The organism is Sphingobium sp. MK2 (genome assembly GCF_040170545.1).
Taxonomy (GTDB): domain Bacteria; phylum Pseudomonadota; class Alphaproteobacteria; order Sphingomonadales; family Sphingomonadaceae; genus Sphingobium.
On the sequence record NZ_JAZDXA010000002.1, the window covers coordinates 89,765 to 104,883 of the forward strand.

A 15,119-nucleotide genomic window follows, 5' to 3' on the forward strand; every position below is an offset into this window, starting at 1 on the left:
AGCGGCATAATATGCTGCGCTGGTTCATGATTAAGGGCGGCGATGGTCGCTATTGGGGCCATATCGGGCTTTGCCCCCGTGGCGGGACGATAGGCTGGCCTCCATAACCATCCATGGCGAGCAACCCGACGATGCACCAATCCAACCGATCCCTGCTGGACATCGACCGCGATCACCTGATCCATCCCGTCACCTCTTTCCGCGCGCATGAAGCGCGCGGCGCGACGCTGCTGCAAAGCGGCAAGGGCATGTGGCTGACCGACATGGACGGCAAGGAATTGCTCGATGCCTTTGCCGGGCTGTGGTGCGTCAATGTCGGCTATGGCCAGGACAGCATCGCCGAGGTCGCGGCCGAACAGATGCGCCGCCTGCCCTATGCCACGGGCTATTTCCATTTCGGCAGCGAACCGGCGGTGCAACTGGCACAGCGGCTGGTCGAGCTTTCTCCCGAAGGCCTCGACCATGTCTATTTCACGCTGGGCGGGTCGGACGCGGTGGACAGCGCGATCCGCTACATCACCCATTATTATAATGCGATCGGCAAGCCGACCAAGAAACAGTGTATCGCGCTGGAGCGCGGCTATCATGGGTCCAGCACCACCGGCGCGGGCCTGACCGCGCTCGCCAATTTTCATCGCGGGTTCGACTTGCCGCTGCGCTGGCAGCATCATATCGCGTCGCCTTACCCCTATCGCAGCGATCTGGAAGGCGATGACGCGGCGATCATCGCGCGGTCGGTGCAGCAGTTGAAGGACAAGGTGGCGGAGCTGGGTGCGGACAATGTCGCCGCCTTCTTCTGCGAACCGATCCAGGGGTCGGGCGGCGTCATCGTGCCGCCGGTCGGCTGGCTCAAAGCCATGCGGCAGGCGTGTGACGAACTCGACATCCTGCTGGTAGCCGATGAGGTCATCACCGCCTTTGGCCGGACGGGGCCGATGTTCGCCTGCGAAGCCGAAGGCGTGACGCCCGACCTGATGACCGTCGCCAAGGGCTTGACCGCTGGTTATGTACCGATGGGCGCGGTGCTGATGTCGGACACCATCTATCAGGGCATTGCCGATGGCGCGGCCGCCGATGTGGTGATCGGCCATGGCGCCACCTATTCGGGTCATCCGGTCAGCGCGGCGGTGGGTCTGGAAGTGCTGCGCCTTTATACCGAAGGCGGCATATTGGCGAACGGGCAGAGGGTAGCGGCGCGGTTCGACGCGGGGCTGGCGAATCTGGCTGATCATCCGCTGGTCGGCGACACGCGCGGGCGCGGGTTGTTGGGCGCGATCGAACTGGTGGCGAACAAGGGGACGAAGGCGCGGTTCGACCCGTCGCTCAAGGTCGCCGATCGCCTCTTTGCCGATGGTTATGCCAATGGCGTCATCTTCCGCGCCTTTGCCGACAATATCATCGGCCTGGCCCCGGCACTGTGTGCGTCGGACGCGGAGATGGACGAGATATTCGCGCGTATTCGGAAAACACTCGACGGACTGCTCGAACAGGCGGATATTCGCGCAGCACTGGGATAAGATAAAGGGGAGCAAGGCATATGTTGGGCGGACCCAGACTGGACAGGATCGACCTGAAGATCCTGACGCAGCTTCAGATGTCGGGCCGGATCACCAATGTCGAATTGGCCGATGCGGTCGGCCTGTCGCCAAGCCCCTGCCTCACCCGCGTCAAGCGGCTGGAGAAAGCGGGTTATATCACCGGCTATGGCGCGCATATCAATCTGCACAAGCTGGGCGAATATCTGACCGTCTTTACCGAAGTGACGCTGACCGAGCATCGCGCCGGGGACTTTTCGCGGTTCGAAACGCGCATCCGCAAGCTGGACGAGATCGTCGAATGTCACCTGGTCAGCGGCGGTTACGATTATCTGCTGAAATTCGTGACGCGCGGCGTGGCGCATTATCAGTCGATCGTCGAAGGGATGCTGGAAAGTGATTATGGCATCGAAAAATATTTCAGTTATGTCGTGATCAAATCGCCCTTCATCAAACATCATTATCCGATCCAGCATCTGTTCGGCGAACAGCGGTAGGATTGGGGGAAGCGTGTTATCTCCTGCGCGAGAACATGATCGTCTCTGGAAGATATGGTTTAGGCGATTGTATGGTTCGACAAACCCGACACCAAAATCCTCCCCTGTAAGGGGAGGGGAACCGCTCGCGAAGCGAGTGGTGGAGGGGTGTCACCCTATCGTGGGGGCGACACCCCTCCGTCAGGGCTACGCCCTGCCACCTCCCCTGCCAGGGGAGGATCGATTACTGCCATAGTTTAGGGTGCTGCCATGACCGACATATCCGACCTGATCGAGCCACTGATCGCGTTCCGCCGCGACATTCATGCCCATCCTGAGCTTGGCTTTGCCGAACATCGCACCGCTGGCCGCATCGCCGAGCAATTGCGCGCGCTGGGGCTGGAGGTGCATGAGGGGATCGGGCGGACCGGCGTGGTCGGCGTGTTGCGCAACGGGACGTCGGGGCGCAGCATCGGGCTGCGCGCGGACATGGATGCGCTGCCGATCCAGGAGCAGACCAATCTGCCCTATGCCAGCACGACGCCCGGCACCTTTCATGGCTGCGGCCATGACGGCCATGTCGCCATGTTGCTGGGCGCGGCGCAGCATCTGACCCGCAGCCGCAATTTCGACGGGACGGTGAATTTCTTCTTCCAGCCCGCCGAAGAGGGGCATGGCGGCGCGCGGGAGATGGTGAACGAGGGGCTGTTCGATCGCTTCCCGTGCGACCGCGTATTCGGCCTGCATAACTGGCCCGACCTGCCCGCGGGCACGATCGCGACGCGGCCCGGCCCGATCATGGGCGCGGCGGACAAGTTCGAGATCATACTGGAAGGGCGTGGTGGCCATGCCGCCATCCCGCAGGATACGCCCGACGCGATCCAGGCGGCGGCCGCGATGGTGCAGCAGTTGAACGCCATCATATCGCGCCGGATCGCGGCGACGGCGTCGGCGGTGTTGTCCATCACGCAGATTCATGGCGGGCATACGCATAATGTGATTCCCGCCGAAGTGCGCGTCAGCGGCACGGTGCGGACCTTCGATCCAGCGGTGCAGGACCGGATCGAGGCATCGATCCGCGAGATTGCGGCGGGCATCGGCATCGCCAATGGCGTCACCGCGACCGTCGATTATCAGCGCTATTATCCCGCGACGATCAATGATGCTGAGGCGGCGCAGGAAGCGTTCGATGCAGCCGCGACGGTGGGGAATGCGGTGATCTCGCCTGATCCCGCCTTCACGTCAGAGGATTTCGCCTTCATGCTGCAGGCGTGCCAAGGTGCCTATATCTGGCTGGGGCAGGCAAAGGCTGATGGCGGCACGCCGCTGCACAACCCGCATTATGATTTCAATGACGATGTGCTGGCGTTGGGCATCAAATTGCATGTCGCTTTGGCCGAGCGGCATCTGGCGCGTTGATCGCCAACGGCTGAAGGCTACAGGCTGAAGCCGAAGCCGATCACGGCGGCGGTGGATTGCAGCGCCTCTCCCTGCGACCGGCCTAGCGCGCGGGTGCCGCCCAGCAGCCTTTCGTTGACGATGGCCGTATAGATATTGAGTTTCGGCGTCAGGCGATAACGCAGGCGCAAGGTCGTTTCCGCTTCGGTAAATCCCGCGCGCACCGCATCCCCGTCCGACGCCTGAGCGGACCAGCCGACCGCGATGCGCGGTTCGAGATAGAGATTTTGGGTGATCGGCAGGGCGTAGATGAGCTGCGCTTCGCCGGTCAGCAGACCGTCATCCGACAGGAAGCCATAGGTTTCCCAGTTCAGCCGCGTGCCGACCATGGCCTGCACGCCGATCGCGGCATAGGCGTCGCGGGGGTGCGGCTTGATATCCTTGCGCATGCCCATCAGCCAGGTCGTATTGCCGACCGTCCGGCCATAGAAAAGACGCATCTGGGTTTCGTCGATCTGGTTGCCGAGCGCCCCGCCCCCCTCGCTCACCAGCATCAACTGATCGCGGCTGTTTCCCCAGGAAAAGGCGGCGTCCCAGAAGAAAACATCGCCGCCCTGGCCCGCGCGCAATTCGATGAGGTCGAAGCCGCCGCTCACCACCCACGGGTCGGCATCCGCCGCAGCCTCCTGCGCGGCGGCAGGTGCGACGCCGACCAGCGCGCACGCAAAGAAAAGAAAGCCCCAACAGGCGAAACGCCGCATCTACCCTGATCCGTTTTTCGGTATCGGGAAGAGAGTAGGGCGGCGTCACGGTGCTATCGCGCGAAGAGCGGCGCGCGATAGCGGGCAGCATGACAAATTATTGCCAGTCCACAGCAGCTTGTGCCGCGATCGTCAGAACCAGAAACGGATGCCCATCATTAGGCTGGCGGTTGAAGCACTTTCCCCGTCGGCGCGGGCGTAGCGGGCGGTGTCGCCCAGCTTTCGTTCCCAATGGACGCCGACATAGGGCGCAAATTCGCGGGCAAATTCATAGCGCAGGCGCAAGCCCAGTTCGATGTTGGAGATGCCCGACCCGATGCCGAGTTCGGGCACATCCTGCGCCGCGATATTCACTTCGGCGGCGGGTTGCAGGATCAGGCGCTGGGTGATGCGCTGGTCATAGCTGCCCTCCATGCGCAGATGGACGTCGCCCTTGGTCGAGACGAAGGCCTGGCCCTCGACCTCGAACCAATAGGGGGCGAGGCCTTCTATACCGACCGTGGCATAGCTGCGCTGAGGCTCCGGCCGGATGTCGTGGCGGACGCCCGCGACGATGTTCCACCATGGGTCGATGGCGCGGCTGTATAGTGCCTGGACCTCGGCGCTTTCGAGTGGGCCGCCAACCTCGCCCTCGCCTTCGGTCTTAAAGGCGAAGCGGTTGATGTCACCGCCGATCCAGCCTTCGCCTTCCCACGCATAGCCGTTCGCCCCCTTGTTCGCGCGATATTCGAGGCGGTCGACCATCAGTTGCGAGAAGGTCATGCCGCCGCTTTCCTTGATCATGGCAGCGCGAGCGCGGGCCATGACGGCGGGGTCGTAAAAGGCTTCGGCGGCGTGGTCGGTTGGGACTGGCGGGGCGACGCCTTGGGGGATCAGATCGTCGGCGGCGGGCATGGCATGTCCGGCGTGCGGGTCGGCGGATGCCTCTGGCGCAGGGGGCATCTGATGCGCGCTATGGTCCATCTGGGCGAGGGCCGGTGTGGCGCTGGCGAATAACGCGGCAACGATCAGGCGCTTCATGCCGCGTCCTCCGCGTGACGGACCGTGACGACGCGCATCATCCCGGCATGCATGTGCATCAGCATGTGGCAGTGAAAGGCCCAGTCGCCCAGCGCATCGGCGGTGAGATCAAAGCTGATCTTGCCGCCGGGCAGCACATTGACCGTATGTTTGCGCGGGTTGTGGGTCGCGTCCTCGCCAGTGATGAGCTGAAAGAAATGGCCATGGATGTGGATGGGGTGCGGCATCATCGTGTCGTTGATGAGCGTGACGCGCACCCGTTCCATATGGCGGAAAGCGATCGGCTCCGCGCCATCGGACAGCTTCACCCCGTCGAACGACCACATATAGCGTTCCATGTTCGCGGTCAGATGAATGTCGAGCGAGCGGGTCGGTGCGCGGACATCCTCATTCGGCTCCAGCGCGCGCAAGTCGGCATAGGTCAGCACGCGATGATCGACATCCTCCAGCCCCGTGGGCCGGTCGGCGGTGCGATCGGCGGGCATGGAGGACAGGGTCGCAACGCCCGGTCCCATAGGTACATCCGGCGCGACCGAGGGGTCGAGCATCTTCATGCTGTGCCCGGCCATGCTTTCGTTGGCGGGTTGGGACAGGTCGATGACGCCCCCCTGCCCCATGTCCATGCCGGACATGTCCATGCCCATATCCTTCATGGTCAGCAGCGGACGCGCGCGCAGCGGTGGGATAGCGGCGACCATGCCGACCTGCGGCGCGAGCGTCGCACGCACGAGGCCGGAGCGGTCGATGGCTTCGGCGATCAAAGCATAGGCGGTTGCGTCGGTGGGCTGGACAATCACGTCATAGGTTTCGGCGATGCCGATCTGAAACTCGTCGGTTTCGACCGGCTGGACATGCTGGCCGTCGCACTGCACCACGGTCATGGGCAGGCCGGGCAGGCGGACGTTGAAATTGGTCATGGCCGATGCATTGACGATGCGCAGGCGGACGCGCTCGCCCGGCATGAACAGCCCGGTCCAGTTTTCCGCCGTGCCATGGCCGTTGACGAGGAAGCTGTAGGTGGAGCCGGTGACGTCAGAGATATCGGTCGGGTCCATCCGCATCGCGCCCCATTCGACGCGCTCCTTCAAGGACTGGTTCTTGCCCTTGAGCAGATCGGCGAGCGTTTGCTTCTGCATATTATAATAGCCGCCCATCTGCTTGAGCCGCTTGAGCTGAACATGCGGGTGGACCGGCGACCAGTCGGACAGGACGATGACATGTTCTCGGCTAGCCTGCACCGGATCGACGCCTGCGGGATCGATGACGATGGGACCATAATGGCCCATCGCCTCCTGCATGCCGGAATGGCTGTGATACCAATAGGTGCCTGATTGCTTGATCGGAAATTCATATTCGAAGGTTTCGCCGGGGCGGATGCCGGGGAAGCTGACGCCGGGCACGCCGTCCATCTGAAAGGGGAGGATCAGGCCGTGCCAGTGGATCGACGTGTCTTCCTTCAGCCGGTTGGTGACGGAGAGGCGGACATTCTGGCCTTCGCGCAGCCGGATCAGCGGCGCGGGCAGTGTGCCATTGATGGTGATCGCATGGGCCGAGCGGCCGCCGGTCGAAAAATGGCTGTCGGCCACGGTCAGCGCGATCGTCTCGCCCGACAACACGCCGGGCGCGGGATGCAGGCCATGGGTGCCGCTTTGCGCCCAGGCGGGGAAGGCGTTGGCGAAGCTGAGGGCGGCGGCGCCCTTGAACAGGGTGCGGCGGTCGAGGGTCAAATGCGTCATGCCCCTTCATACGCGGGGGGCGGCGTCATCCCTTACGATTTGAAGCATCTTCGTATGTTTTTGTTTGAAGTTGCCACACACGGGCCATCCAAACCCGTCATTGCGAGCGCAGCGAAGCAATCCACTGGTGTCGCAATGGATTGCTTCGCTGCGCTCGCAATGACGAGTGGACTTAGTCACCAAGCGCGGCCGACAATTTTGCGCGGGCGCGGTAGAGGCGGGTTTCTACGGCTTTTTCGCTTAAGTTCAGCAATGCGGCGGTGTCCGCCTGGCTCAGTGCCTCAATCGTGCGGAGCAACAGGACGTCCTTGAGCGATGCGGGCAGGGCGGCGATGGCGGCATTGATGCGGGCGAGTTCACGGTGCGACTGTGCCGCCTGTTCCGGGTCCGGGGCGGTGTCGGCGATCTCGCCCGCCTCGTCGATGGGGCGGGCAAAGGCGAAGAAGCGCCGTACCGCGCGGCGACGGCCCCAGTCGCGGCATTTGTTAAGCGTGATCCGCGCGATCCAGGTGCGGAAGGGGCGCGTGTCATCATAGCGGGCGAGCGCGGCAAAGGCAGCGACGAACACCTCCTGCGTGATGTCGAGCGCTTCGTCCGCATCGCCGACATGGCTGCGCGCCAGCCGCCAGACCGCGTCGCGGTGCCGCCGCATCAAGGCGGCATAGGCGTCCTGATGCCCGGCCAGCGCGCGCGCGGCCAGTGCCCGGTCATCAAGGTCGACGGGCGGCGATGTCACCGGGCGGGCTGGGTCAGCGCCTTGACGACGGCGGCGTCGAACTGCGCGGCCTGATCAGGACGCAAGACGGCGCGCATGGCGAAGATATGCTGGAGCGTCTCCTTTTGCAGCGCGCCCATGACATGATGGGTTTGATCCACGGCCGCGGCGACCTTTGGCCCATAGCCCTGTTCGGCGGCGATCGCGCTGGCGAGCCGTTCATTGTCCGCGCGCATCTCCGCCTCCAGCGCTTCGCGACGCTTGGCGAAGGCGGCTTCGAGTTCGTGGATACGCTGTTCCTGTGCCGCGTCGAGCGTCAGCCGCTGGTGTAGCAGGGCGTGGACTTCGCTTTCGACGCGCGGCTGGGGTGCGAGCCAGGTGCGCGCGACCAGCACGGCCGCGAGGGCCGCGGCGAAGGCTACCAGCGCGACCAGCAGATAGCGTTTGAGGCTCATTGGCCAAGCAGGCGCGAGGGCGCATAATCCGACATGCCGATCGGTGCAGGCGCGGCCTGCGCCGGTGCGCCGGGCATGATGCTGCCCGCCCAGCCGATGCCGATGGCGAGCAAGCCTGCCAGCATCAGGCTGCGCCGGGCGGCACCCTGCTCCCGGCGGCGGGCCACGCCCTGCATCACTGCATCGTCAAGTCCCTCCAGCCGGGCATCGGTCGGCATGGCGCACACCTGCCCCAGCCATTGATCGAGATCATTCATCGCACATACTCCATCCTCATCGCACCATACGCGCGGCGCGCGCCAATCCCTCACGATATGGAGGCGACAAAAAATCATGCACCTTGGGCAAGGGGTGGGGCAAGTCCATGCGTAATGGTCCGCAGAGCTTGTCGCGATCGCGGTGGAAACCACTCCCGCCGTTCGCTTCGAGCGCAGTCGAGAAGCGGCCAGCGCTGCCCTTGCGTTTCTCGACTTCGCTCGAAACGAACGGATGTTGTTTTCATCCTGATCCGACCCATTCCAGCCGTTCATCCAAGGAGTATAGTCCATGTCCCGTTTCCTGATCGCCGCCGCCGCCTTGTCGCTTGCCATCCTGCCGGGCGCGGCGCTGGCGCATAGCAAGCTGGTATCGTCCAGCCCCGCCGCCAATGCGACCGTCGCCAAGCCGACCAAACTGACATTGACCTTTTCCGAGAAATTCCTGGCCCCGATGAGCGGCGTGGAGCTTGTGATGACGGGAATGCCGGGCATGGCCGATCATCCGCCGATGCCGATCAAGGGGTTCAAGACCGCGCTTGCGCCCGATGGCAAGACCATGGTCGTCACCCTGCCCCGCGCCCTGCCCGCCGGCGACTATGACCTCAAATGGCATATCGTGGGCGCCGACCAGCATAAGATGGAAGGTGGCTACAGCTTCAAGGTCAAGTAAGCCGTCATGGATGGGGGGATGCTGGTCTTTGCCCGGTTCGGCCTGATGGCCGACCTCGCCTTGCTCATGGGCCTGCCGCTCTTCTGGTGGGCGATGGGCATGGCGGGGAGCCGGGTTGTGCTGGTGGCGCTGGCGCTGGGCGGCATGGCGCTGTCGGCGCTGTGGCTGCTGGCGAGCGGGGCGAGCATGACAGGCACCCCCATGCTGCCGCCAGACTGGGCGACGGCAGAAATCTTGCTGAGGATGACGCCGATCGGGCCGGTGCTGGCAGTGCGGGCGGCGGCGTTGCTGGCCGCGCTGGGGCTGGCCGTTGCGGGGCGCAACCGCCTGGTCCTGATCCCGGCGGCGGTTGCGGCGGCGACGATCGCCTGGACCGGCCATGCGGGCGCGACCGAGGATATGGCGGGGACGATCCATCGGGCAGCCGATGTCGCGCATATCTGGGCGGCTTGCGGGTGGATCGGGGCGCTGGCGGCCTTGCTCCATGCGGTGACGGCGCGGCGACCCAATGTCGATCGGGTCGCGGTGATGCTGGTGAAGTTTGCGCTGTTGGGGACGGTGTTCGTCGCGACTTTGGTCGTGACCGGGGTGGTCAACAGCCTGATGATCGTGGGGATTGCCGACCTGCCCGCCTTGGCGGGGAGCCGCTATGGCTGGCTGCTCGGCGCGAAGCTGCTGCTGTTTGCAGCGATGCTGGGGTTGGCCGCGCTCAACCGTTGGCGGCTGACACCTGCGCTGGAGCGCGGGCGTGCGACGATCGCCGCGCTGCGCCTCTCGCTAATGGTGGAGACGGGCGCTGCGATTGGCATATTGGTTCTGGTGGCCTGGCTGGGGACGCTGGACCCACTGGCGTAAATTTTCGTCATTGCGAGCGTAGCGAAGCAATCCACGGGCACCCCACTGGATTGCTTCGCTACGCTCGCAATGACGAGAGGCGGGTCTTACGCCGGGCGGTAGATGGCGTAGATTTTCTTGACGTGGACCTGGCTGTCCCAACTGCACGATGCGCCCTGTTCGACCAGGAAGATGTCGCCCTTGCCGAATGTGCCTTGTGCGCCTGCGCCGTCGACGAAGGTGACGCTGCCATCGAGCAGATACATCAGCTCATAATGGCGGTAGGTCATCGGACGGCGATGATAGGGGGTGGAATCCCAGGTGCCGCAGACAAACTCCCCATCGGCCGAGCGATAGTCGGTGAAGTTGCGGCAAGAGGGCGTCGGCCCGACCAGCAGTTCGGCCAGCGGCGCGCCGGACGGTTCGAGTGGGGCGTGGGTGTCGATCGGGACGATCTGGCCATCGGCCGCTGAACCACCTGCGCGGCGCACGAACAGCAGGCGCGCACCCGACGCCACGGTCCAGCCGAAGGTCGCGCCTTCGCACAGGACGATGCTATCGCCTTGGTTCAGCGTGCGCTGGTCGATCTGCACGGTGCCGGATTCGACGATGATGAATTCATCGGCGGACATGGCGTCTACCGTGCCGCTGCCCTGCGTCAAGGCGATCAGGCCGATCGTCACCGGACCTTCGGGCTGGGGGAGCAGCGCGCGGGCGAACAGGAAGGCATCGCCCTCCCCTGCCCCAACCGTCTTGCCCGCCGCCCAGGCGCGCAGATCGACGAAGGAGCGGGTCACTGTCATGGTGGTTGTCATGGTGGCTGTCCCTGAAAAAGCGCAAGCTGGCGTTGGAAACCGATCAGGGCTGCACCCCACCTTCATCCTCCCCCTGAGGGGGAGGTGTCGGGCCGAAGGCCAGACGGAGGGGTGTCGCGCTATCGATAGGGCGACACCCCTCCGTCAGCACTTCGTGCTGCCACCTCCCCTTAAAGGGGAGGATGAGTTGAGGGCGTGCAGTCTTAATCCACCCTATCTCTAACCCGGTGCGCGCGGCAGGTTGCACCAAGCGCGCTGGGCTGAGCCGCGCTTGGTGCCGTTTGCGTGCAACCCGACGTTCAAAGCTGCCGCAGGGCGGTGGCCGGGCGCACCGACAGCAACGGGATCGATCCGGCGAGGCCAATGCCGAGCGTCAGCAATGCGCCCCCGCCCAGCGTCGCGAGGACGATCAGCCAGTCGGGCGACCAGGTGAAATCGAAGATCTGGACGATGACGAACCAGGCCGCGCCCGACCCAAGCGCCAGCGCGACCAGCGCCAGCATCATGGCGAGCAAGCCATATTCGAGCGCCTGGCCGCCCAATATCTGCCAGCGGGTTGCGCCGAGCGTCTTCAATATCACGCTGTCATAGCTACGTGCCTGACGCGAGGCGGCGATGGCTCCGACCAGCACCGCGATTCCCGCGAGGATCGCGACCGATGCGGCCGCGACGATGGCGGCGGACATTTGCGTCATGATCGCGCCGACCTGCTCGATCACTTCGCCCACGGCGATCACCGACACGCCGGGGAAAGCGGCGAGCAGCGCGCGGGTAACCTGATTGTCCTGGCGCGGGTCCATGGTGATGGTCGCGGCCAGGCTGTGCGGCGCGGCGGACACGGTGCCGGGCGAAAAGACCATGATATAGTTGAAGCCCATCGTCTCCCAATTGATCTTGCGCAGGGAGGCGATGCGCGCGGTGATTTCCCGCCCCAACAGGCTGACGGTCAGCGTGTCGCCAACGCCGATGCCCAGCGTCTTGGCGGCCTCCGCGTCGAAGGAAACGAGCGGCGGCCCGGCATAAGCGGGTGCCCACCATTGCCCCTCGACCAGTTCGCTGCCTTCGGGCAGCGTCGTGCTGTAGGTGACACCACGCTCGCCGCGCAAGAACCAGGCGCCGTCGGGCAGTTCCTTCAGATCCGTGACCCGCTGATTACCATAAGCGACGATAGTGCCGCGCAGGGCCGGGACGATGTTGAACTGCGCGTCGGGGGCTTGGGCGCGCACGATCGTCTGAAAGCGGTCCCCCTCGCCCGATGGGATGTCGAGGACGAACTGGGCGGGTGCCGTCTTGGGCACGACGTTGCGGATTTCACTGTCGAGGCTGGTCTGGATACCCGCCAGCGTCACGAACAGGGTGAGCGCAAGGCCAAGCGCGACGATGAGCGCGGCGGTCTGCGCGCCGGGGCGGTGGAGATTGGCGAGCGCGAGGCGGAGCAAGGGCCGTCGCGGGCGCGGCGCGCGCCGGGCGAGTTGGCGCACGCCCCAGCCGATGCCGAGCAACAGGAGCAGGACGGCTGCGGTCGCGCCGAGAACAGCGGCAGAAAAGAGCGGATCGCGCGCGGTGCCGAGCGCCAGCGCGACCAACAGCGCGCCTGCCGCCGTCATGGCAATCAGGCTGCGCCGGTCGATGCCATGGCGCGCATCGACCACGCCACGGAAGAGCAGCGCGGCGGGCTGAGTCCGGGCGCGGGCGAGCGGCGGCAGGGTGAAGAGGAAGGCGATCAGCAGGCCATAGGCGGCGCTGGTGACGAGCGGCAGGGCATGGAGCCGGAAGCCGGGGCTGACCGGCAGCACATCGCCCGCTAGTGCGACGATGGCAGGCGGCAGGAGCGCGCCGACGATCAGGCCGCAGGCAATGCCGAGCAACGCGACGCAGCCGATCTGGAGCAGATAGATGCGTGCAATGTCGGTGGAGGTCGCGCCCAGCACCTTGAAAGTCGCGATGCCTGGGCGTTTGAGCGCGAGATAGGAAGCAACGCCATTGCTGACGCCAATGCCTGCGATGACCAAAGCGGCAAGGCCGATGAGCGAGAGAAATTGGCCCATGCGGACGATGAAGCGGCTTGCCCCCGGCGCGGCACGATCGCGGTCCTTATATTCCCATCCGGCCGAGGCGTATCGTTTTTCCAGATCCTCACGCACCGCCTGCGCGTCTGCGCCGGGGGGCAAGCGAAGGCGATATTTGCTGTCATAGAGGCTGCCGGGCTGGATCAGGCCGGTGCGGTGCAAGCCTTCCAGCGAGACGATCGCCACCGGGCCAAGGGTGAAGCCTTCGCCCAGTCGGTCGGGTTCGTCGGTGATGATGTCCGCGATGGTAAAGGTGGCGGTGCCATAGACGAGGCGGTCGCCGGGCTTGACGCTTAATCGGTCGGCGAGCGCCGGGCCGATCAGGATGCGGTCGGGGGCAAGGGGCGCGCGGTAGACGCCGCTTTGCAGGGCCAGCGTGCCATAGAGCGGATAGGCGCTGTCCACGCCTTTGAGTTCGGTCAGTACGGCGGCCGAGTCCGGCCGTTCGCCCCGCGCCATGGCGCGCAGGCGGATGGTTTCGCTCAAGCGGCCGAGGCGACGGAAGGCCGCCTTGTCGCCCTCCCCTGCTTCGCGCTGGGTCATGGCGATTTCGACGTCACCGCCCAGCAGCCCCTGCCCGCGCTGGCTTAGTTCCTGCGTGATCGCCGAGGTCAGGCTGCCGATCGCCGCCAGCGTCGCGACGCCGAGGAACAGGCAGAGAAAAAGCAGCCGCAGTCCCCGGAACCGGCCAAGCAGATCGCGCCGGGCGATGCGCCAACTCGACGCCCAATCGAGCGCGCTCACGCCGCGCGATCCGAAACGATCTGGCCATCGCGCATTTCGACGATCCGGCCACAGCGGTTGGCGAGCGCCGGATCATGGGTGATGATGACGAGCGTTGCGCCCGCCGCGCGCTGGCGATCGAACAACAGGTCCATGATGGTGACGCCGGTGGTCGCGTCGAGATTGCCGGTGGGTTCGTCGGCGAACAAGATGGTCGGGCGCGGCGCGACGGCGCGGGCAATGGCGACGCGCTGCTGCTCGCCGCCCGATAATTGCGATGGATAATGGTCGATCCGGTGGCCAAGCCCGACCGCGCGCAATTCGTCGGCGGCGCGGGCGAAGGCATCGGGCACGCCCGCCAGTTCGAGCGGCACGGCGACATTCTCCAGCGCCGTCATGGTCGGGAGCAAGTGGAAGCTCTGCAGCACGATGCCGATGCGACCCCGCCGGGCGCGGGCCAGATCATCCTCATCCAGCGCGCCGAAATCGACGCCGCCAATATGCACATCGCCGCCGCTCGCGCGTTCGAGGCCACACAACACCGCCATCAGCGAGCTTTTGCCCGATCCCGATGCGCCAAGAATGGCGATACTTTCGCCGCGCAACAAGGTGAGATCGACGCCCTTCAATATCTCGACCGGCGCGTCGCGCGTGCCAAGCGAGAGGGTGACATTGCGCGCACAGATCGCGATAGTGGCGGGGTCGATAGGCATGTGCATGAAAAAGGAGCGCTCCTTGGCGGGCAGATTATCGCAATATGGGGCGTTGGCGCTGATTGTCCAACTGGCGAGCGGCTGTTCGGACAGCACGCCCCCACCGCCCCCGGTCGCCAACAGCGCGCAGGCCGCGCCCACCGCTGCGCCAGTCGCCGATGGCAAGCTGGTGGTGGCGTTCGGCGACAGCCTCTATGCTGGCTATAATCTGGACCAGGGCAAGGGGCTGGCCCCGATGCTGGAGCAGGCTCTGGCGGCCCGCGGCATGCAAGCGCAGGTCGTCAATGCCGGGGTGTCGGGCGATACCAGCGCGGCGGGTCTGGCGCGGCTGGCCTTCACGCTCGACGGACTGGCGCGCAAGCCGGACCTGATGCTGGTGGGGCTTGGCGGCAATGACATGCTGCGTGGTCTTAGCCCTGAGACGACGCGCGACAATCTCGACGCGATCCTGGCGGAATTGAAGAAGCGCGATATTCCGGTGCTGCTGACCGGGATGCTTGCCTCGCCCAATATGGGGCCGGATTATGCCGCCGCCTTCAATCCGATCTTCCCGACGCTGTCCCAGAAATATGACGCCACGCTCTATCCCTTCATGTTGGACGGGGTGATTGGCGATCGGGCGCTGCAATTGCCCGATGGCATCCATCCCAATGACAAGGGCGTGGAAGTGATCGTCGGCAAGCTGACGCCGATCGTTGCGGCGCAATTGGAAAAATGACCGCAGCGGGCGAACGATCCGCCAACGTGTTATCAGTGTCGATGCGGCGTGGTTTCGGACTCGTCAGGCCGTGCTATCAAAACCCATCCAACGTGGCATCAGTTTCGCCCGCAACGACCCGACTCGCGATGACAGCAGCGTTACAACCGCATGACGATGGCCTTAACTCTGCTAATCTCCAAATAATCCCCTAAAGCTTTCGGCTGGCACCCCAGACGTAAAAA

Annotated in this window: 15 protein-coding genes; 6 read left to right on the forward strand and 9 right to left on the reverse strand. The window is 64.8% G+C overall.

Annotated features, from left to right (window positions below):
- The first annotated feature begins 113 nt into the window (after nucleotides 1-113).
- The 3 genes from V2I08_RS01920 to V2I08_RS01930 all read left to right on the forward strand — a co-directional run bounded on the left by V2I08_RS01920 (nucleotide 114) and on the right by V2I08_RS01930 (nucleotide 3,430).
- Nucleotides 114-1,517, forward strand: coding sequence for an aspartate aminotransferase family protein (locus V2I08_RS01920; RefSeq protein ID WP_349633656.1), 1,404 nt, complete (start codon nucleotides 114-116; stop codon nucleotides 1,515-1,517).
- A gap of 20 nt (nucleotides 1,518-1,537) precedes the next feature.
- A complete protein-coding gene (locus V2I08_RS01925) occupies nucleotides 1,538-2,032 on the forward strand; it encodes an Lrp/AsnC family transcriptional regulator (protein ID WP_043149307.1) in 495 nt (164 codons plus the stop codon).
- 249 nt (nucleotides 2,033-2,281) lie between these two features.
- Nucleotides 2,282-3,430: a M20 aminoacylase family protein gene (locus tag V2I08_RS01930; protein WP_349633657.1), complete on the forward strand. Its 1,149-nt coding sequence runs from the start codon at nucleotides 2,282-2,284 to the stop codon at nucleotides 3,428-3,430.
- Between the two features lie 17 nt (nucleotides 3,431-3,447).
- On the opposite strand, the gene V2I08_RS01935 is transcribed toward V2I08_RS01930, so the two are convergent.
- The 6 genes from V2I08_RS01935 to V2I08_RS01960 form a co-directional block, all read right to left on the reverse strand.
- Entirely contained in the window at nucleotides 3,448-4,170 is a 723-nt protein-coding gene (locus V2I08_RS01935) for a copper resistance protein B (protein ID WP_349633658.1), read from the reverse strand.
- 132 nt (nucleotides 4,171-4,302) lie between these two features.
- Nucleotides 4,303-5,190 (reverse strand): copper resistance protein B, encoded by an 888-nt coding sequence (locus tag V2I08_RS01940; RefSeq protein ID WP_349633659.1) that lies wholly within the window; start codon nucleotides 5,188-5,190, stop codon nucleotides 4,303-4,305.
- Nucleotides 5,187-6,926: a copper resistance system multicopper oxidase gene (locus V2I08_RS01945; protein WP_349633660.1), complete on the reverse strand. Its 1,740-nt coding sequence runs from the start codon at nucleotides 6,924-6,926 to the stop codon at nucleotides 5,187-5,189. The genes V2I08_RS01940 and V2I08_RS01945 overlap by 4 nt, the downstream gene beginning before the upstream one ends.
- A gap of 172 nt (nucleotides 6,927-7,098) precedes the next feature.
- Nucleotides 7,099-7,662: a sigma-70 family RNA polymerase sigma factor gene (locus tag V2I08_RS01950; RefSeq protein WP_349633661.1), complete on the reverse strand. Its 564-nt coding sequence runs from the start codon at nucleotides 7,660-7,662 to the stop codon at nucleotides 7,099-7,101.
- Nucleotides 7,659-8,096: a periplasmic heavy metal sensor gene (locus tag V2I08_RS01955; protein ID WP_349633662.1), complete on the reverse strand. Its 438-nt coding sequence runs from the start codon at nucleotides 8,094-8,096 to the stop codon at nucleotides 7,659-7,661. The genes V2I08_RS01950 and V2I08_RS01955 overlap by 4 nt, the downstream gene beginning before the upstream one ends.
- Nucleotides 8,093-8,353 carry a hypothetical protein gene (locus V2I08_RS01960; RefSeq protein WP_349633663.1) on the reverse strand — a complete coding sequence of 87 codons (261 nt, stop codon included), beginning with the start codon at nucleotides 8,351-8,353 and terminating at the stop codon, nucleotides 8,093-8,095. Before V2I08_RS01960 ends, V2I08_RS01955 begins: the two co-directional genes overlap by 4 nt.
- A 289-nt stretch (nucleotides 8,354-8,642) precedes the next feature.
- Here V2I08_RS01960 and copC point away from each other — a divergent pair, with 289 nt between their 5' ends.
- The gene (gene copC, locus V2I08_RS01965; RefSeq protein WP_096062808.1) at nucleotides 8,643-9,023 is read left to right on the forward strand and encodes a copper homeostasis periplasmic binding protein CopC; all 381 of its coding nucleotides are present in this window, start codon (nucleotides 8,643-8,645) and stop codon (nucleotides 9,021-9,023) included.
- Between the two features lie 18 nt (nucleotides 9,024-9,041).
- On the forward strand, nucleotides 9,042-9,878 hold the full coding sequence (gene copD / locus V2I08_RS01970; protein ID WP_349633664.1) for a copper homeostasis membrane protein CopD: 837 nt from the start codon (nucleotides 9,042-9,044) through the stop codon (nucleotides 9,876-9,878).
- A gap of 86 nt (nucleotides 9,879-9,964) precedes the next feature.
- On the opposite strand, the gene V2I08_RS01975 is transcribed toward copD, so the two are convergent.
- From V2I08_RS01975 to V2I08_RS01985, 3 genes are all read right to left on the reverse strand, one after another.
- Nucleotides 9,965-10,672 (reverse strand): cupin domain-containing protein, encoded by a 708-nt coding sequence (locus V2I08_RS01975; RefSeq protein WP_349633665.1) that lies wholly within the window; start codon nucleotides 10,670-10,672, stop codon nucleotides 9,965-9,967.
- 299 nt (nucleotides 10,673-10,971) lie between these two features.
- Nucleotides 10,972-13,485 carry an FtsX-like permease family protein gene (locus tag V2I08_RS01980; RefSeq protein WP_349633666.1) on the reverse strand — a complete coding sequence of 838 codons (2,514 nt, stop codon included), beginning with the start codon at nucleotides 13,483-13,485 and terminating at the stop codon, nucleotides 10,972-10,974.
- Nucleotides 13,482-14,183 carry an ABC transporter ATP-binding protein gene (locus tag V2I08_RS01985; protein WP_349633667.1) on the reverse strand — a complete coding sequence of 234 codons (702 nt, stop codon included), beginning with the start codon at nucleotides 14,181-14,183 and terminating at the stop codon, nucleotides 13,482-13,484. The genes V2I08_RS01980 and V2I08_RS01985 overlap by 4 nt, the downstream gene beginning before the upstream one ends.
- On the opposite strand from V2I08_RS01985, the gene V2I08_RS01990 reads away from it, so the two are divergent.
- Entirely contained in the window at nucleotides 14,182-14,895 is a 714-nt protein-coding gene (locus V2I08_RS01990) for an arylesterase (protein ID WP_349633668.1), read from the forward strand. The genes V2I08_RS01985 and V2I08_RS01990 overlap by 2 nt on opposite strands.
- Nucleotides 14,896-15,119: the final 224 nt, after the last annotated feature.